General features: G+C 68.0%; 16 protein-coding genes. 7 read left to right on the forward strand and 9 right to left on the reverse strand.

Features of this window, described 5'->3' with window-relative positions; genetic code table 11:
* The first annotated feature begins 17 nt into the window (after nucleotides 1-17).
* Both ACTWQF_RS17390 and ACTWQF_RS17395 read left to right on the forward strand, forming a co-directional pair.
* On the forward strand, nucleotides 18-1,127 hold the full coding sequence (locus ACTWQF_RS17390) for an alpha/beta hydrolase (protein ID WP_443280311.1): 1,110 nt from the start codon (nucleotides 18-20) through the stop codon (nucleotides 1,125-1,127).
* 255 nt (nucleotides 1,128-1,382) lie between these two features.
* The gene (locus ACTWQF_RS17395; RefSeq protein WP_443280312.1) at nucleotides 1,383-1,805 is read left to right on the forward strand and encodes a hypothetical protein; all 423 of its coding nucleotides are present in this window, start codon (nucleotides 1,383-1,385) and stop codon (nucleotides 1,803-1,805) included.
* A gap of 60 nt (nucleotides 1,806-1,865) precedes the next feature.
* Here the strand turns inward: ACTWQF_RS17395 and ACTWQF_RS17400 are convergent, their stop codons facing one another.
* From ACTWQF_RS17400 to ACTWQF_RS17410, 3 genes are all read right to left on the reverse strand, one after another.
* Nucleotides 1,866-2,414 (reverse strand): DUF1697 domain-containing protein, encoded by a 549-nt coding sequence (locus tag ACTWQF_RS17400; protein WP_443280313.1) that lies wholly within the window; start codon nucleotides 2,412-2,414, stop codon nucleotides 1,866-1,868.
* A gap of 196 nt (nucleotides 2,415-2,610) precedes the next feature.
* Nucleotides 2,611-3,027: an SGM_3592 family protein gene (locus ACTWQF_RS17405; protein WP_443280314.1), complete on the reverse strand. Its 417-nt coding sequence runs from the start codon at nucleotides 3,025-3,027 to the stop codon at nucleotides 2,611-2,613.
* Between the two features lie 261 nt (nucleotides 3,028-3,288).
* Nucleotides 3,289-3,882 carry an NADPH-dependent FMN reductase gene (locus ACTWQF_RS17410; protein ID WP_443280315.1) on the reverse strand — a complete coding sequence of 198 codons (594 nt, stop codon included), beginning with the start codon at nucleotides 3,880-3,882 and terminating at the stop codon, nucleotides 3,289-3,291.
* 112 nt (nucleotides 3,883-3,994) lie between these two features.
* On the opposite strand from ACTWQF_RS17410, the gene ACTWQF_RS17415 reads away from it, so the two are divergent.
* On the forward strand, nucleotides 3,995-4,831 hold the full coding sequence (locus ACTWQF_RS17415) for a helix-turn-helix domain-containing protein (protein WP_443280316.1): 837 nt from the start codon (nucleotides 3,995-3,997) through the stop codon (nucleotides 4,829-4,831).
* Between the two features lie 91 nt (nucleotides 4,832-4,922).
* On the opposite strand, the gene ACTWQF_RS17420 is transcribed toward ACTWQF_RS17415, so the two are convergent.
* Nucleotides 4,923-5,063, reverse strand: coding sequence for a hypothetical protein (locus ACTWQF_RS17420; RefSeq protein ID WP_443280317.1), 141 nt, complete (start codon nucleotides 5,061-5,063; stop codon nucleotides 4,923-4,925).
* Between the two features lie 338 nt (nucleotides 5,064-5,401).
* Here ACTWQF_RS17420 and ACTWQF_RS17425 point away from each other — a divergent pair, with 338 nt between their 5' ends.
* Entirely contained in the window at nucleotides 5,402-6,730 is a 1,329-nt protein-coding gene (locus ACTWQF_RS17425; protein ID WP_443280318.1) for an MFS transporter, read from the forward strand.
* Nucleotides 6,731-7,176: 446 nt separating this feature from the next.
* Here the strand turns inward: ACTWQF_RS17425 and ACTWQF_RS17430 are convergent, their stop codons facing one another.
* From ACTWQF_RS17430 to ACTWQF_RS17450, 5 genes are all read right to left on the reverse strand, one after another.
* Nucleotides 7,177-8,385, reverse strand: a complete 1,209-nt coding sequence (locus ACTWQF_RS17430; RefSeq protein WP_443280541.1) for a DUF418 domain-containing protein — start codon at nucleotides 8,383-8,385, stop codon at nucleotides 7,177-7,179.
* Nucleotides 8,386-8,548: 163 nt separating this feature from the next.
* Nucleotides 8,549-9,457 carry an RNA polymerase sigma-70 factor gene (locus tag ACTWQF_RS17435; protein ID WP_443280319.1) on the reverse strand — a complete coding sequence of 303 codons (909 nt, stop codon included), beginning with the start codon at nucleotides 9,455-9,457 and terminating at the stop codon, nucleotides 8,549-8,551.
* Nucleotides 9,436-10,533: an NAD(P)/FAD-dependent oxidoreductase gene (locus ACTWQF_RS17440; protein WP_443280320.1), complete on the reverse strand. Its 1,098-nt coding sequence runs from the start codon at nucleotides 10,531-10,533 to the stop codon at nucleotides 9,436-9,438. The genes ACTWQF_RS17435 and ACTWQF_RS17440 overlap by 22 nt, the downstream gene beginning before the upstream one ends.
* Nucleotides 10,534-10,759: 226 nt before the next feature.
* Nucleotides 10,760-12,784, reverse strand: a complete 2,025-nt coding sequence (locus ACTWQF_RS17445; RefSeq protein ID WP_443280542.1) for a CocE/NonD family hydrolase — start codon at nucleotides 12,782-12,784, stop codon at nucleotides 10,760-10,762.
* Nucleotides 12,785-12,808: 24 nt separating this feature from the next.
* Complete coding sequence (locus ACTWQF_RS17450; protein WP_443280321.1) at nucleotides 12,809-14,104, reverse strand: ATP-grasp domain-containing protein; 1,296 nt, start codon at nucleotides 14,102-14,104, stop codon at nucleotides 12,809-12,811.
* Between the two features lie 560 nt (nucleotides 14,105-14,664).
* Here ACTWQF_RS17450 and srlA point away from each other — a divergent pair.
* Genes srlA through ACTWQF_RS17465 form a run of 3 tightly spaced genes read left to right on the forward strand, consistent with a single transcriptional unit; the run spans nucleotide 14,665 to nucleotide 16,777 of the window.
* Nucleotides 14,665-15,336 (forward strand): PTS glucitol/sorbitol transporter subunit IIC, encoded by a 672-nt coding sequence (srlA, locus tag ACTWQF_RS17455; protein WP_443280322.1) that lies wholly within the window; start codon nucleotides 14,665-14,667, stop codon nucleotides 15,334-15,336.
* Nucleotides 15,333-16,394 (forward strand): PTS glucitol/sorbitol transporter subunit IIB, encoded by a 1,062-nt coding sequence (gene srlE / locus ACTWQF_RS17460; protein WP_443280323.1) that lies wholly within the window; start codon nucleotides 15,333-15,335, stop codon nucleotides 16,392-16,394. Before srlA ends, srlE begins: the two co-directional genes overlap by 4 nt.
* An 11-nt stretch (nucleotides 16,395-16,405) precedes the next feature.
* Nucleotides 16,406-16,777 carry a PTS glucitol/sorbitol transporter subunit IIA gene (locus ACTWQF_RS17465; protein ID WP_443280324.1) on the forward strand — a complete coding sequence of 124 codons (372 nt, stop codon included), beginning with the start codon at nucleotides 16,406-16,408 and terminating at the stop codon, nucleotides 16,775-16,777.
* Nucleotides 16,778-16,807 lie beyond the last annotated feature (30 nt).

A 16,807-nucleotide genomic window follows, 5' to 3' on the forward strand; every position in this document is an offset into this window, starting at 1 on the left:
CTCGCATTCTAATGGGCGTGTTCATCTTCCCCGTGGATCCCCAGGCGATCTTCGAAGAGCGTGCCCCGCAGTTCGCCGCGTGGGGCATTCCCCGACCCCTGATAGCCCAGGCCCAGGGCGAGATCACCGACATGTGGGGGACCGGCCCGAGTGGCTGGCTTCCCGTGTGGGCCTCCCTGGCCGAGCGAGCCGAACGCCGCGGCCAGTGGCTGCTCGCCGCCCAGTTGTGGGGCGCGGCCAGATTCCCGTGCCTGGCCACCCCGGAGCGGCACACCGCGTTGGAGCGTCAGCACGCCGCCTACCAAATGGCCCGGCTTCCGGTCCGGTTCCAGCGACAGGTCCTGCAGGTTCCCTACCGCGACACCACGACCCCGGTCCCGGTCCATCTCTACGAACGCCGCCGTGAACAGCGCCGCGGAGTCCTCGTGCTGTGCGGCGGAGTTGACACCTGGAAGGTCGAACTGCACCGGCTGGCAGTGACCACCGCGCGGCTGACCGGTCTGCTGGTCGCCGCGCTCGACATGCCGGGCACCGGCGAATCCCAGGTCCCGCTCTCCGCCGACGGCGACCGCGTCCTGGCCGGGACCGTCGGGGCGCTCCGCGACGCGTACGGGCTGCCCATCGGGTTCCTCGGACTCAGCTTCGGTGGACACTGGGCAGCCAAACTCGCCCTCCAGGAAGATGTCGACGCGGCAATCGACATCGGCGGTCCCACCGGCCTCGCCGACCAGCCCATCAGCCTGCTGGACCTGCCGTACGGCATGCCTGGCATCGTCGCCAACGCCGCCGGGCTCGACCGCCTCCCCACCCCCGAACAGGCACCGGCCCTGCTGGAAGAGTTCTCCCTGCGCCACCTCGTCGACGCTCCCGGCAGCACGCCGCTGCTGGCCGCCAACGGTGCCGACGACCAGTACATACCTCGCGGCGACACCACGGGTCTCGGCCACCGGGACGCCACCACCGTGTGGATCGTCCGCGACGCCACGCACTGCGCAACCGAGCACTTCCGCCCGCTCATTCTCGCCTCCTGGGGCTGGCTCCTGGCGCGCCTCGCCCCCCGACCCGCCACCCGCCGACTCGCCGAACCCCTCCTCACCACCCCCGTCCGCCGCTTGCTGACGACCTGACCACGCGTCCCGAACCCGGCCACGACGCCCCCACAACCTCGCCCGGGCGCCGCCTGGTCCAGGTCGCGTACGACGTGCTCGACGTGTGCCTTCCAGCGCGACCAGCACCTTGCCGCGGGACGCCGCCCCCGTCATCCACACGTGATGGCGTACGCAGCGGGCAAGCGCCCTTACCTCGCGGGTAATTGCTGGTAGTGAGCGGCTTGCATAGCGTCCGTGACACAAACGGCGACCGGTATGAGAGGAGAACGGCCAGTGGCATCGATACAGCACAACGGCGCAGCCGCAACCGCGGGGAGGACCGCATCCGACGGTCTCGCTCGCCTCGCCCTGAAGTCGGACGGGGTCGTTACAGGTCTGAACGGTCTCGGCTATCTCGCGCTCGCCACGGTCCTCGACTCGTTCTTCGGGTTCGACACCAAGGTCCAGTACCCGGTCGGCGTCTTCCTGCTCGTCTACGGGATCGGTGTACTCGTCCTGGGGACGCGCGAGACGATCAACCGCAACGGCCTGGGCCTCGTGCTGGTGGCAAACCTCGGGTGGGCTGCGCTGAGCATCGTCGTACTCGCCACCGACGCGCTCACTCCCACCGGAGCCGGCCAGGTATGGATCGTCCTCCAGGCCCTGGTGGTCGGCGGCTTCGCGGCGCTCCAGTACACGGGGCTGAAGCGGTTGTGAACGAGCGGGGGTCGTACACACGGGCCGCATCTTCCGAAAGTTCGTCGCGGAGAACTGTCGTCAGGCGCGGGTCAGCTCCACGAGCTTCTTCACGGTGTTCCAGTTGCGGGACGTCGTCTCGGTCCCTTTGAGCAGGCTCGGGCGCTGAAGGGCAGGGGAGAGGCGTGAGGCGCCGAGTCCGCCGGGGGTGTACAGGTACAGAACTCGATCACCGACCCGGAATTCCTCAGGAAGGTACTCGGTGGGATCGAGGGAAGTGAATTGCTCGGAAGTGACCGGCTGGGAGCAGAAGACGGCGTGCAGCCGGCTGCCTGAGAGCTCGGCGGCCGGGAAAGGACAGTCGTCGAGGACGGCCCGAAGGTACGACCCCGCACGCACCATGCAGGTGACTTGGAGGCCGAAGTGCTGCTCGATCGCCGTCTCCAGGCCGACGGCGAGCGCCTCCTCGTCGTCCGATTCACTGCGGAAGACGGCATTGCCGCTGTTGAGGTGGGTCCGCACTTCGCCGTGCCCAAGTTGGCCGAGAAGGTCTCGCAACTCGGCCATCGGCACCTTCTTGCTGCCGCCTACGTTGATTCCGCGCAGAAGTGCGGCGTACATCATTGCCACCACTCCAGCTTAGAACGGCCTCCGCCGTGAAACGGCCTGCGTCATCGAGACGGCCTGCGTCATCGAGACGGCCTTCGCCACGCGCGTCCGGCTGGATAAGCCGTGAGCGAGCGGGGACGGGGGCACGACGTGTTGCTGGATGTATCCGGAACAGTACCGACAGTTACCCAACCTTCTATTCACGATCCAACCGAATTCAGGATCCGTCTCTGGGCTTGCGCCGCCAAGGCCGGCGCCGGTTTCTGCTCCGCCGGCCACGACTGTCCTGCCGTCCGCGGCTCCAGAACCAGCCGGCCGGAGGCTCGTCGGAACGCCATGGCTCGCGTTCGGGGTAGCCCTCCCTGCTCCACCGGGCGGCCAGCTCCCGGGTCCGGGCCGCAGGCTCGGTCACGCTCGCCGCTCGGACGAAGTCCTCGTCGAATGCGACGGGGTCGGCCTCGTCGCTCGTGACCGGGGCCTGCGGATCCGCCGAATTCTGCGGCTCGCCCGCCCCGGGCGGCCGAAGCACTTCGCCCGGGGCAGCCGCGTCCCCCGGCTCGGTCCCGTTCTGCGGTCGGCGCCTGCCCCCTTTGTCACCGCCCGGTCGTCCGTCTCGTTCGCCACTGCTGTTCATGACCCGTAAGCCTCCTCAGGTCTCAAGGCTACGAGCGTGGAACTTCATGGATTTCCGAGTTCGGTGAGAAATTCTTGAGAATCCATGGGGAGGGGACGTCGAAGACCGTGGCCGTGTCGTCCGTAGCCACGAGTCGGGCATGCTGCCGATGCCCGACGGGTGACGACGGTGCCGAGGGGCGAGCCGGTGGATCAGGCCGGATTCCTCATGCCGGATTCCTCATGCCGGATTCCTCATGCCGGACTCCGCATGCCGGATTCCTCATGCCGGGTAGGGAGCGGCCTCGCGCGCCGTGCGGAGCGCGCCTGCCCACCAGGCCAACTGGTCGAGCAAGGCCTTGGCGTATCCGGCGGTTTCAGGGTCGAGCGGACGGCCGTCCTGCCATGCGGTGAAGTAGTTCGGGAAAGCGAGACCGTCACGGATGGTCACCGCATGCAGTTCGGTCAGTACGTTTTCCAGATGCAGCACCGCGTGCCGGCCGCCTGCCGCGCCGCCATAGCTGACGAAGGCGACGGGCTTGGCCGTCCACTGGGTGAAGTGCCAGTCGATGGCTGCCTTCAAGGACGCGGGGTAGCTGTGGTTGTACTCCGGCGTGACCACGAGGAACGCATCGGCGCCTTCCAGCGCCGATGTCAGCGCCGCCATTCCGGCGGGACGGGGGTACTCGTCGCCCGCGAACTTCGGTGATTCCGCGGGCAGGGACAGCGGGACGTCGATCTCGGCGAGATCGACGACCTCCACCTCGAAACCACCGTGAATGCGGGCCTGCTCGGCGACCCATGAGGCCACGACCGGACCGAACCGTCCTTCCCGAACGCTTCCGACGATGATCACCAGCTTGTGTGTGTTCTCCATGTCCACCAGGTTCAGGCCGCACCGTGGCAGCAACCAGACCGTGATCAGGCTGGCCCCCGCAGGGCCACCCTGGGCACTGCGAGATCAGCGGGCAACGGCATACGCTCAGGGCATGGGTACGCCATTGGGGGACTTCATCCGGGCCAAGCGCGACAGCACCCAGCCGGAATCGCTGGGGCTGCCGGACCGCGGCCGCCGACGGGCACCGGGGCTGCGGCGCTCGGATCTCGCCGTACGGGCCGGCATCAGCGTCGAATACCTCACCCGCATCGAGCAGGGCCGTGACCGCAATCCTTCGATAGCAGTGGTGAACGCACTCGCCGATGCCCTCAGCCTCGACCCCTCGGAACGTAACCACCTGCGCTACCTCGCGAAGATCACCGGCGGCGAATGCTCCGCTCACCCGCAGCCCGCACCACCGCGTCGAGAAGTGCGGCCGACCGTGCTGCAGACCCTCCGCCTCCTCGAACCGGGCATCGCCATGGTGACCAACCGGCTGGGCGACGTCCTCGCCCACACCAGTACGTACGAGTCGGTGACCAGCGGATCCGGACTGCTCGACGCCGACACACCCAACCTCACCCGCTACGTCTTCACCGACGCTCGTGCACGGACGTTCTTCGCCGACTGGGACGATGTCGCCGACGAGCAGGCGTTCGACCTGTGGCTCGCGCCCTCGGTCGAGAACTCCGAGTGGCTCACCGCCGAGCTCGCGACCGTCGCCGGCCCCGACTTCACACAGCGCTTGAACCAGCACGTGGTTCCGCAACGTGGAATCCTCCGGCTCAACCACCCCTCCGGGTGCGAACTTCAGCTGCTCCGCGAGACGGCCGAACTCTCCTCGGACTCACAACAACTGGTCGTCTTCCTCCCCGCGGACGAAGCGACGGCCCAGGCCGTCGACGAACTCCGCGGCCGGCCCCACGGCCGGCTCCGCGCCATCTCGTAGCGCCGCCTCCTGACCTTCGTCCGGCGCCGAGCCCTCGTATTGAAGCCCACCGCTGACGGCCTCGAACGCGCACCCGCCACCCGCGCAAACCTCAGATGACGGTTGCCGACGGCGGTGAGCGGGCTTCCTGGCACGGCTCGCACAGCTGCGGCAGCAGCGGCTCCGCCTGTCGCCGGCTGCCGAGCAGGGCAGCCACGGTGTCCGGGCCGCGGACGATGATGTCCGTACCCATGGCAGTGAGGCTGGACCAGCTGTGGGAGGGCGGCTGACGGGCCACCTTGCACCGATGGTCGGGGTCCACCGAGAAAGACACCTGCGGCCAGAGGTTGCCGTGGGCTAGTGTCCGGGCAACGAGTGACCTCTAGGAGCTGAGAGATGCCCGGTCGTCCGAGCGCGCGTTGACGTCGTGGGCCGTGAGCGGCCTGTCATCGCGTGCTGCCTTTGGTCTGCGGCACAGCGAGCCTGCTCGCCCCCTGGCAGCGCTGCGTGTGTGTCACGCCTCGCAGGGCAGGGTGGCAAGCCCTCTCTTCAGCAACCCCAAGGGGCCCTGTGTCACCCGCATTCTCCGCTGTGTCCGACGGATCCGAATCCGGTCGGCCTGGCCCGTCGTCCGTGTGGCGGGACGATGATTTCCGCAGGCTCTGGGTGGGGCAGACGGCCTCCCAACTCGGGGAGCACGCCTGTCTGGTGATCCTGCCGCTGACCGCCGTCCTGACGCTCCGCGCCGACGCCGACCAGTTGGGCGCCCTCCGAGCGGTGGGGCAGGCGCCGATCATTCTGCTCTCGCTCTTCGTCGGCGCTTGGGTGGACAGATGGCGGACCCGGATCGTGATGGTCCTGGCGGATCTCGGCCGGGCTCTGGCCCTGGGCGGAGCCGCCCTGGTCGGCCTACTCGGCGGACTCGGCCTTCCCGCACTGCTAGTGATCGCGTTCGTGGTCGGGGCCCTGTCCGTGTTCTTCGATGTGGCCTATCAGGCATCCGTCGTACGGCTGGTCAAAGGCGATCAGCTGGTGGAGGCCAACAGCGCGCTCGAGGGCAGCCGGTCCGCGGCCCAGACCGGTGGCCCTGCACTCGGCGGGGCGTTGGTGTCACTGCTGTCGGCACCGATCGCAGCCGCATCCGGCGCGTTGTTCTTCGCGCTGTCCTTCTTGTCGATCCACCGCATCCGGCGGGAAACGCGCCCAAAGCGCTCGCAGCGCCCGTACCGGGTCTGGCGGCAGCTCCATGAAGGCATCCGCTGCGTCGTCGGGGACACCTCACTGCGAGCCGTCGGACTCGCCTCGGCCGCCTTCCAGTTCTCCTTCGCGGCCATGATGACCGTCTATCTGCTCTTTCTGCCGCGGGAACTGCACCTGTCAGGCGCCACCGTCGGGGGAGTGCTCGCGGCAACGGGGCCTGGCGCAATCCTGGGCTCCCTGCTCGCCGCCCGCCTCCCGCGCCGATTCGGTTACGGCCCGGTGCTCGTGGCCGCGGCGGCGGTCGGCGACGGCGTGATGCTGTGTACGCCCACGCTGCGCGGTTCCTCCGCGGTGACGGTCATTGCGCTCGTCGCGGTCAACTTCGTCTTCGCGACCTTCGGACAGCTGGTCAACGTCACGCTCATGGCCGTCCGGCAGGCCGCCGCCCCCGACGCCATGCAAGGCCGCGCGGCTGCGACGATCACCTTTGCCGGCATGGGTCTGACACCGCTCGGCTCGCTGCTCGGCGGCCATCTCGCGGAGACGTGGGAGCTGCGTACCAGCCTTGTGGTCACGGCCGCGGGCATGCTGCTGTCCCCTGTGGTGATGGCCTTCTCGCCGCTCGTCCGCCTGGGAAGGCTGCTTACGGCTCCGCAGGGCGCCGCCGACGGCTCCGCCACCGCCGGTCACGATCACCCGCACACCGGGAATTCCGCCTGATCACCACGCCGCACAGCAGCGCCGGCCGCTCGCCAACGGCCGGGCACCCTTCACTGCTGCACGGCTTCGCCCTCCCTCACACCGTATTGATCAGCTCTTGCGTCAGACGGTGCGGGCGAAGGGCGGCGTCCTGGTCGAATGCCGTTCCCTTTCAGGGGAAGTCGGCGCCGGCGTTCGCCGGCATTGCCTGCACTCTCATCTGCCGGGGAGGGGGAGCTCTAGTTCTTGTCGCACTCCTTGGTGTTCGTGTTGACGTCGAGGATTTCGTTGATGTGCGCGAACTTGTACGTACCTTGAGTCATTCCCTCGAAGGTGACGCACCTGTAAAACGGTTCTGACCCGTCGTTGTAAAACTTGAAGGCAGCCTTGATGCGCGTGCCTCCCAGGCAGTGGTACCGGCCCGCTACTTCGACCCTTGGGGCCGAAGAATGTGAGGGCCACTGTGCTCAGCGTCGTAGCAGGCGCTTCTGTACTGCCTCCAGCGGCCCGTGCTCGAACCGGCGCAGCCACAGACTGGACCCCATCACCAGTACCAGGCAGATCGCCGCCCACAGACCCATCACCCACCACGGGCCGCTGTCCGCCCAACGGGAGGCCAGGCCAAGGCCGATGCCGTAGCAAGCCAGCATGGCGAGCACGTTTTGCAGCACGTAACAGGAGAGAGCCGTACGCCCGACGTAGGTCAGGGCGGAGCTCAGCGGCCCAGGACGGCGGAGCCGGTCCATCGCCACCCCTATGAGGCCCAGGTAGCCGATCGCCAGCACCGGCGCAGCCCCGTACCGGTCCAGCAGGAAGAAGTCCGGCCCGCCAAGCACGGCCAGGGTGTTGAGGGGCAGGCCGATCCCCAGGCCCCAGGCAGCCAGCCGGCGCCGCAAGTGCCGCCCTGCCGCGTCGCTCTGGAAGGCCCCGGCTCGGAAGAGCCGTACGCCGAGCAGGAACAGGAACAACAACAGCCCGAAGGAAAGCACCGGTTCCATGCGCAGCACTACGGCATGCGACAGACGGAAGGCGACCTGCTCCCCGTAGCTCCCCTGGGCGTACAGGGTCACGACGTCGGCGTCGGGGCCGCCACCACCCGTATCGCCGTCCGAGGTGAGCAGCATGGCGGCGGTGAGCAGCGACATCGCCACCAAGTGGACTCCGCCCGCGACCAGCCACGTGACGCGCTGTGCCCGCGCGGATCGCGTGAGCAGCCAGGCGACCAGCAACGCGACCACCGCATACCCCATCAACACGTCCCAGGCGAAGACGAGTACGAAATGCGCAGTCCCCTCGGCGAAGAGGAACAGGGCCCGCCACTTGTACCGGCCCGGCCATGGCTGCCCCCGCTTGGCGGCCGACCGGAATTGGATGGCCAACCCGACCCCGAAGAGAATGGTCAGCATCGACAGAAACTTCCCGTTCGCGAAGGAACGGAAGACCGTTTCCGCCACTCCGGCCAAGGAGGACGAGTCGGCCCCTGTCGAGGACCCGATGTTCCCACTGAGGACACCCCACTCGGCGCCCGGCCCTGCGAAGATCCAGACGTTACTCATCAATGTGCCGAGGATTGCCACCCCGCGAAGCACATCGAGCAAGGGCAACCGCCCGCCCGCCCCGCTGCCCACGCTCTTGGTGGCGCCCTCCGCCGCCACGGCTTCCCGCGCCCCCACCACTCCGTGCACGCCGACTCCCGCCCGTGATACTCGCTTTCCACCATGGTCACGACGCTCGGGGCCGAATTCGTCGTTCGCGACGATGAAGCCGTACTACATCCTTCGATGCAGTACGAATGGAAGCGGACGCTCTTCGCCGGTGCGCTCGCCGAGGAAGGCAGCCTCAGATCTTGACGGCGGTGAGCTTCTCCGGGTTGCGGACGCAGTAGACGGCCGTCACGGCACCGCCGCGAACCTCGATCGAGGTCACCTGGTCGAGTACGCCGTCGATGAGCACCGCGACGGAGTGCATCCCGTTGTAGGTGCCGATGCGGATGTCGAGTTCGCCCATGCGGGCGCCCTTGTCCAGGAGGCCGAGGAGCAGCCTGGCCACCTTGTCGGGCCCGATCACGGGGCGCCGCACCGCGTTCACGATGCCGCCGCCGTCGCCCAGGAACACCACGTCGGGTGCGAGCAGGTCCATCAGACCTTGGACGTCACCGGTAGCGGCCGCCGTCAGGAACCGTTCGGCAATCGGCCGTGCCTCAGCGGGGGCGGCGACGGCGGTGTGCCGCCTCGCGCGCACGCTGTTGCGGGCGCGCTGGTTCAGCTGCCGCACCGCGGCCTCGGACTTGCCCACCGCGGCGGCGATCTCCGGGTAGTCGAAGGCGAATACCTCTCGCAGCACGAACACCGCGCGCTGGGTCGGGGTAAGGGTCTCCAGCACCAGCAGCATCGCGGTGGTCACGGCCTCGCCGGTGAGCACATGGTCGATGCCGTCGGGTGCGTCGCCGGCGGCGTCGGTCACCAACGGCTCGGGCAGCCACGGCCCCACGTACTGCTCCCGGCGGCGGACGGCCGACCGCAGTACGCCGAGCGCCTGCCGGGTGACGATCTGCGCGAGATAGGCCCGCGCGTTCTCCACCGATGTGGGGTCCACCGACCGCCACCGCAGGTAGCTGTCCTGCAGGACGTCTTCGGCGTCGGCCACAGAGCCGAGGATCTCGTAGGCGATCGAGAACAGCAGGGCCCTGTGCGCGGTGAACTCGTCCTCAGGGCCCGGCTGTTCGGTCACTTCGAGTCTCGCAGCCATGCGTAGGTGGCGGTGCGGGCGCCGAACTTCGCGTAGCGGCAGACTCGCTCCTTGCCAGCGGCCGCGGTGCGCCCGGCGAAGTAGAGCCGCCGCACGGTGTCGTCCCTGCGGCCGGCCTGCAGCAGCCCGTCGCGCCGGCCCAGGCTCAGCGCCTGTCCGGTGTACCCCATGGAGTAGGGCTCGGGCTTACGGCCTTCGATCATCCGCGCCAGCGTATCCGCTGCGTGCGCCCCCTGAGGCATGGCCGTCGCACAGGCCGCGCGTGCGCCGGGAACCGCCGCGCAGTCACCGACGACGAAGATCCGCGGGTCGGTCACGCTGCGCAGATGCTCGTCGACCACCGCTCGCCCCTCGGCATCCACCTCCAGCCCACTACGGGCGGCCAGGTCGGGCACGCCCCCGATGATCGCCCACAGCGTGAGGTCGGAGGTGAACCGCGGGCGCGAGTGGAGACGCACCATGTCGCCTCCTCCCTCCCCGGCGCCGGGGTCGATCTGCGCGACGGAGTCCTCCACGATCTCCACGTTCAAGCGGTCCAGGCCGGTGCGCACACGCTTCTGCGCCCCCGCCGACAGGCTCGCGGCGATCGTCTGTCCCACGATCCGCACCCGGAGGTCGGGCCGGCCGAAGGCGATCTCGGATGCCGTCTCGATGCCCGTCAGCCCGCCACCGATGACGGTGACCGCCCTTCCGCCGGGCAGCCCGGCCAGCGCGGCCCGCGCCTCCTCCGCGCCCTCCCAGGTCCCCACCGGGACGGTGCCCGGCAGCGGTGCGACCGTGCTGCCCACCGCGAGGAACAGGTGGTCGAAGTCGAGACTGGACCCGTCGCCGAGAGCGGCCTGGCCGTCGCCGATCTTGTCGACGGTGTCCAGCCGCGTTGCGATCCCTTCGCGCAGCATCGAGGTCAGCGGCGTTGCCGCGGCGCCGGTCCCGGCGATCTGCTCGTGCAGCCGCACCCGCTCGACGAAGTCCGGACGGGGGTTGATCACCGTGATCTCCGCTGACTTCACCTTCTTGGCCAGCCGGTTCGCCGCGATCGTCCCCGCGTAGCCGGCGCCCACCACCACGACCCTCATGTGTGCCTCCCGTTGTGCGATCGGTTCACACACGGGATGCAGCCCACCTCGCGTCTGTGACGGAGGAGCCGAGTGATCTGCGTCACTGCATGACTGAATGCCGAACAGACAGGGCGGAGGGACGTAGCTCACGGATGGGAAACGGGCGAGGACCTCGCCGACGTGGCGGGCAAGGACCCACATGCGAGGTGACCGGCGATCGGCCAGCCCGCGTCCCGTGACGTCTTCAGACGTGGTCCCGCGGAATGGACCGTTCCCAGTTGCGGGACCGTACCCGGCGGTTGTCCTCGTAGGCGTCCAAGGTGGCGTGCAGGTAGAAGTTCGACGCATCGGAGGTCAGTACGGTGCGGGTCGTGGTGTGCACGTCCCAGCCATCGCGGGCGAAGCCCATGACCCACTCGATCTCGCCGCGTACCGATCCGAAGTCGTCACCGGTCCAGCTGTAGCGCTCGTAGGCGCGGCGGGTCACCCTCAGATCGATGTCCTCCATGTACATGACGCCGAGGTCCTTGACGACTTCCAGCGCCGACCCGTAGTCGACGAGATCGCGTGAAACCGTCCAGCGGTGCTCACCCGGCCGGATCACCTTGCTCGACAGCGGTGGCGCGCCTTCAGGGGCTCCGAACAGCGGCGTCGGCAGCTCGTCGGGTTCGACGAGCGAGCGGATGGGCAGTTCCAGCTCGCTTTCGGTCGGATGCACGGTCAGCCGCACCGGCTCCGGTGGCGGCCAAGCCAGCGGCCAGTACGAGGTCGACAGTGCGATCCGGATCCGGTGGCCCGCCGGAAATGCCTGCGCCACACCGTTGAGCTGGACGCCCACGCGGTAGGGCTCACCGGGTTGGAGGGCCTCGGGCTCGGCATGCCCGTTCCGGTGGTTGAGATTGAGCAGCCCGTACGTCGCCCGCGTCGCACGTCCGTCCGGTGCGACGTCCGAGAGCCGGACCGCGACCATCGCCACCGGGCGGTCCACCTCCAGCGTCGCGTACAGCACCGGCCCGCCGAGGATCTCGCAGCGCTCGGTCAACGGCTCGCTCTGGAAGACCAGCGAACCGCCGTCCTCCTCGCGCTGGTCGTAGGGGAGGTCGGGAGGCGCGTTGTAGGAGCACCACTTCCCGGCGAACTGGCCCACCGACAGCGGTGACTCCACGCTCAGCGGCGGTGAGTCGAGCTGCTCACCGGGCCGTCCGATCCGGTGGTCGCCCAGTGGATGCCGAACCCGTTGAACGTGCGGCGAGAGCCACTTCGGTTCCCCCACCCAGCGCCCGGGACGCTGGTCGTAGGAGGTGCACGGGGGCATGCTCTCCTGCATCCACGTGAACAGCATCGGCCCGTCCATGATGCCGTTGTCCTCGTCCTTGAGCCAGTGGTCCCACCAGCGCACGAGTTCCTGCAGGAAGCCGATGGCGGGGCCGGGCACGCCGAGGTGCGGGTACTTGTGCGACCACGGGCCGATCAGCCCTCGGCGGGGGACCTTGAGCCGCTCCATCAAGCGGAAGACGGCGTTGGAGTAGCCGTCGGCCCAGCCGCTCACGGCGAGCACCGGGCATGCGATGTCGGAGTAGTCCTCGCAGACGGAACCGTGCTGCCAGTACTCGTCGCGCCGCTGGTGGTTCAGCCATTCGGCCAGCCACGGGCTCATCCCGTCGAGCCGCTCGTACCACATTTCCCGCCACCGGGAGCCGACCACCTGGGGATCCGGCGGGCACGAGGTGTAGGCGAACATGGTCGAGGCCCAGGAGAGGTTGTCGCTGAGCAGGCACCCGCCCATGTAGTGCACGTCGTCGGCGTAGCGGTCGTCGCTGTAACAGAGCGCGGCGACCGCACCGAGCCCCGGGGGGCGTCGCGCGGCGAGTTGGAGAGCGTTGAAGCCGCCCCAGGAGATGCCCATCATTCCGGTGCGGCCGTTGCACCAGGGCTGCTTGGCCATCCAGGCGAGGATGTCCTCGCCGTCCCGGAATTCCTGTTCGAGGTACTCGTCGCTGAGCAGCCCCTCGGAGTCACCGCTGCCACGCAGATCCGCCCGCACACAGGCATAACCGTGCCCCGCGATATAGGGGTGGTTGATCGAGTCTCGGAGGGCGGTCAGATCGCGCTGGCGATAGGGGATGAATTCCAGGATCGCCGGCACCGGTTCGGTGTCGGAGGCGAGTGGCCTCCAGATGCGCGCGGCCAGCCGGGTACCGTCCCGGGCCGGAATCCAGACGTGCTCCTCCTGCTTGATGGCGTGGGGTGAGGAGCTGACCTCCTTGATTCCCGCAGCCCGCATGCGGCTCTCCTACTCGTCGAATTCGAACGGCAGCAGTTCCAGGCAGCGCTGGTACTTCTCGTTGAGCTCCGTCTCGTCGTCGGCCCCGAGGTAGAGGGCCGCCAGCTCGTAGCTGTAGCTGTCCTGCGAGGGCAGATCGGACAGCCGCTCGCCCTCCTTCGCGACGATGTCGACGATCGTGTCGGGCACCTCGCGCCGCACCCGGGAGATCTCGTCCCCGGTCGGGCACCGCCGCACGTACGCGTCGGAGAACCGCCGCAGGAACCACTTCGCGGCGACCCTGTACGGGCCCTGGCGGAACGGCAGCTTGGGCTCATGGCCGAGCGCGAGGCTGACCATGGACTGGTAGTTGGGCAGGCCGTCGACGTATTCGAACAGGGGTGCGTGCGACTGGGACAGTCTCGGGTTGACCTCCACGATGTTGATCCGGTCCCGTTTCTGATCCCAGAAGTACTCGATGTTGAACGTCGAATTGTTCAGACCGATCTGCCGCACGACACGGCGGGCGACGTCGATCATTCGCTCGGCTACCTCGGCCGGCGCCGAGGACGGGTACTGGTACCGCAGGAAGCTCGACGTGCCGGGATACAGGAGGGAGTCGATCACCCCGTACACGTGAACCCTCCCGTCCCGGCAGTAACCCTCCACCGTGATCTCGTGGCCGGAGATCTCCTCCTCGGCGAGGCATGCCTGGCCGCCGGCCTTCGCCACTTCCGGCGGGGGGTCCAGCATCGAGAGCACGCAGTCGAACGCCGACCCGACCCGGCTGATGCCCTCCCTGATCCGCCCGGCCGCGTCGGCGAACTGCTCGAGATCCTCCGCTTTGAACGCCAGCTCGGACGAGTAGGACTTCACCGGTTTGAGCCACATCGGGAAGCCCACCCCCGGTGGCGGCTTCGGGTTGTCGAGATCCACCAGCGCGAAGGGCGGGTGCGCACCGCAGACCTTCTGCTGTTCCAGCCGACTCCAGTACTTGTCCTCGCACTTGACGACCGCTTCCAGTGGGGCGGACGGCAGGCCGTGGCGTTGGCACAGGATCGGCACCATCGAGCTCACCGGGAAGTCCCAGTAGCCCACGATCGCGTCGATCGACCCGTCGAAGGCATCCAGCCTGCTCTCCGCCTTCTCCAGCAGGCCGTGCAGCGGCACCGGTGCACCGTGCATCAGCTCCTCCCGCCCGAGCAGCGCGTGGAAGCGGCATCCGGCGAGGAGCGGGAGGGCGTGCAGGTCGTGCAGGAGCCCGCGATTGCGCTCGTCGAGGCCCAGCACGAAGACGTTTTCCGCCCTGCCGCCCATAAGTGACATAAGGGACATTTTACGCTCGCCCTGTTCGGCCTGCACGCGCGTTCGGAATCATGGCTGGTCAAACCACTCGATGACTGGCTGGCGAAGGTCTTCCTGCACCACCGCATCGAGAGACCGGCGACCGCAGGGCCGCAGCTGCTCCTATCGCAGATCACGCAGCCGCCGCTGCGGCCGCGTGCCGTCGCCGAGATCGTCCGTTCCGTCAGCGGTGTCGACGCCGCCATCCGCCAAGCCGAACCAGGGAAGGGCCGTGAGTGGCGGGGCCCGGATTCGCAGTCGTCACACAAGGTAATCGCGGTCGACATCTTGTCGTGCCTCGCGGCGCAGTGCTAAACAGCTGGATGAACAGAGGTGAGGAACCTTGAGCAGGCGTGCAAACCGCGTCTCGTGATCGCCTGGTTCCTCCCGTTGCATCCCGTGAACCGTCGGCTCTCCAACCTTCCAGGGACCGGCCCCGAGCCTCCTTCGCCCGAGCCATGGAGCGGGCGAGCTTCCCCATTCCCGCTCAGAGAAGCATCGAGCCTCCCTATCCCCGCTCATGAAAGAGAGGAGGGGTCGAGGTGATTGCCTTCGCTGCCGCCGACCTGGCCGCATCAACGCCTAAGGATGAGAGCGATAATCCCGTCATCCAGGGCGCGGTCTGGATCGGCTCCCATTTCATCGGCCTGTTCAATGAGGCCGGAAAGCAGTTCACCGGTCTGGTGACCGGCATCCTTCCCACACTGATCGTTCTGCTCACCGCGATGTACGCGCTGGTGACGTTCATCGGCGAGAAGCGCGTTACCCGAGCCGTCCAGTGGTCCTCCCGCTGGTGGATCACTCGCTACAGCCTGATGCCGGTCCTCGCCGTGCTGATGCTGACCAACCCGATGTGCTATTCGTTCGCCCGGTTTCTGCCCGAGCGGTACAAACCGGCCTTCTACGACTCGGCGGTCTCCTTCGTCCACCCCGTGACCTCGTTCTTTCCCTACGCCAATGCCGGTGAACTGTTCGTCTGGCTGGGGATCGCCAATGGCGTGCAGAAGCTGGGCTTGTCCACCGTCCCGCTGGCGCTGTCCTACCTCGCCACCGGCGTCGTGGTGATCTTCATCAGGGGCGTGGTCACCGAATGGATCACTCGCATCCTGATCAAGAGAACCGGCCGCACCGAGATCTTCCGCAAGTTCGACGAGGAATTCACCACCGCCGGTGGCGGCAGCGGTGGGCTCACGGCGGCTGGAGGAACGCGATGACCACGACCGACCAGAGCCCCCAGAGCCCGCGCACATATCCCTCGGTGTTCGTCCGCAAGGGCACCGGCGGCTGGGGAAGAGGGCTCACACTGCGCCGTACCGAAACCCGTAACAAGGTCCTTTCGGTGACGGGAGGAGGTATTCATCCGGTCGCCCAGCGGATCGCGGAGCTGACCGGGGCTGAGGCGATCGACGGGTTCCGTGTCAATGTGCCCGACGAGGAAATCATCTGCGCAGTGATCAACTGCGGCGGCACCGCACGGATCGGCGTCTACCCGCGCAAGCGCATCCCGACCGTCGATGTCTATCCCGGCGCCCCCGGCGGACCGCTCGCTCAGTTCATCACCGAGGACATTTTCGTCTCCGACGTGGGGTTGGACGAGGTGGTGGCGCAGGAAGGTCAGAGTGACAGCGCCGATGCGGACGCCGCGTCGGACGTGCCGACCGGCCGTGACGACGACGAAGAACCGGCCGCTGCCCGGGAAGCCGTCGCGGAACCGGCGGAAGGGGGCGGCGGACGTTTCTCCCGAATATCGAACGGCTTCATCAAGTTCAGTTCGGGCATCGGCTACGCGGTGAACACGATGCTGGCCTCGGGCCGTCAGTCGATCACTCTGACGATCAGCACCATCCTGCCGTTCATGGCGTATGTGAGCCTGCTGCTGGGCTTCGTCACCTACACCGGCGTCGCCGAGGCGATGGGTGAGGGCCTCAAGCCGCTGGCCGGGAACCCCGTCGGGCTCATCGTCCTCGGGGCTGTGGCGGCTCTCCCGTTCCTGTCCCCGATCCTGGGGCCGGGAGCCGCGATCGCCCAGGTCGTCGGCGTACTGATGGGCACGCAGATTGCCTCCGGAGCGGTCCCTGTGGAGTACGCCCTGCCCACCCTGTTCGCCATCAACGGCCAGGTCGGCTGCGACTTCATCCCAGTCGGCCTCGCCCTGGGTGAGGCCAAGCCCGAGACGGTGGCGGTCGGTACGCCGGCCGTTCTCCTGAGCCGTCAGATCACGGCACCGCTTGCCGTCGTCATCGCCTGGCTCGTCAGCTTCTGGATGTACTGATGAAGGTACTGATGAATGATTCCTATTACACCAGCACGATCCTGCGCGTCGGCGACGAGGCCGCGGACCTCATCACAGGTGGCCTCCTCATCCTGTTCGGCGAGCCGCTGCCCAGCGATCTGGAAAGCCTGAGCGTGGTGCACAGCCCGGTCGGCAAGCCGGCTCTCGAGATGCGACCGGGCGACGAAGTCCTGCTCGGTGACACACGGCTGACCATCACCGCGGTGGGGGATCTCGCCCACGAGAACCTGGCCACGCTCGGACACATCGTCATCTACGTCGATCCCGACCCGGCAGCCGGCCTGCTTCCCGGCGCAGTGCACGCCAAGGGCCGACTCGAAGTCCCGCCGCCCGGAGCCGAACTGAGGCTCGCCCGCGCGTGAAGGAGCGGGGGAGCCAGGAAGGAGAGCAGC

This window comes from Streptomyces sp. 8N114, from assembly GCF_052245835.1.
Taxonomy (GTDB): Bacteria; Actinomycetota; Actinomycetes; order Streptomycetales; family Streptomycetaceae; genus Streptomyces.

What these genes read in the sequence shown, in the direction of transcription:
- ACTWQF_RS17410 (WP_443280315.1), bottom strand. Translation starts at nt 3,882, where the DNA reads ATGGAGAACACACACAAGCTGGTGATCATCGTCGGAAGCGTTCGGGAA.
- ACTWQF_RS17450 (WP_443280321.1), bottom strand. Translation starts at nt 14,104, where the DNA reads ATGTCACTTATGGGCGGCAGGGCGGAAAACGTCTTCGTGCTGGGCCTC.
- ACTWQF_RS17420 (WP_443280317.1), bottom strand. Translation starts at nt 5,063, where the DNA reads ATGGGTACGGACATCATCGTCCGCGGCCCGGACACCGTGGCTGCCCTG.
- ACTWQF_RS17435 (WP_443280319.1), bottom strand. Translation starts at nt 9,457, where the DNA reads ATGGCTGCGAGACTCGAAGTGACCGAACAGCCGGGCCCTGAGGACGAG.
- srlE (WP_443280323.1), top strand. Translation starts at nt 15,333, where the DNA reads ATGACCACGACCGACCAGAGCCCCCAGAGCCCGCGCACATATCCCTCG.
- ACTWQF_RS17440 (WP_443280320.1), bottom strand. Translation starts at nt 10,533, where the DNA reads ATGAGGGTCGTGGTGGTGGGCGCCGGCTACGCGGGGACGATCGCGGCG.
- ACTWQF_RS17405 (WP_443280314.1), bottom strand. Translation starts at nt 3,027, where the DNA reads ATGAACAGCAGTGGCGAACGAGACGGACGACCGGGCGGTGACAAAGGG.
- ACTWQF_RS17465 (WP_443280324.1), top strand. Translation starts at nt 16,406, where the DNA reads ATGAATGATTCCTATTACACCAGCACGATCCTGCGCGTCGGCGACGAG.
- ACTWQF_RS17415 (WP_443280316.1), top strand. Translation starts at nt 3,995, where the DNA reads ATGGGTACGCCATTGGGGGACTTCATCCGGGCCAAGCGCGACAGCACC.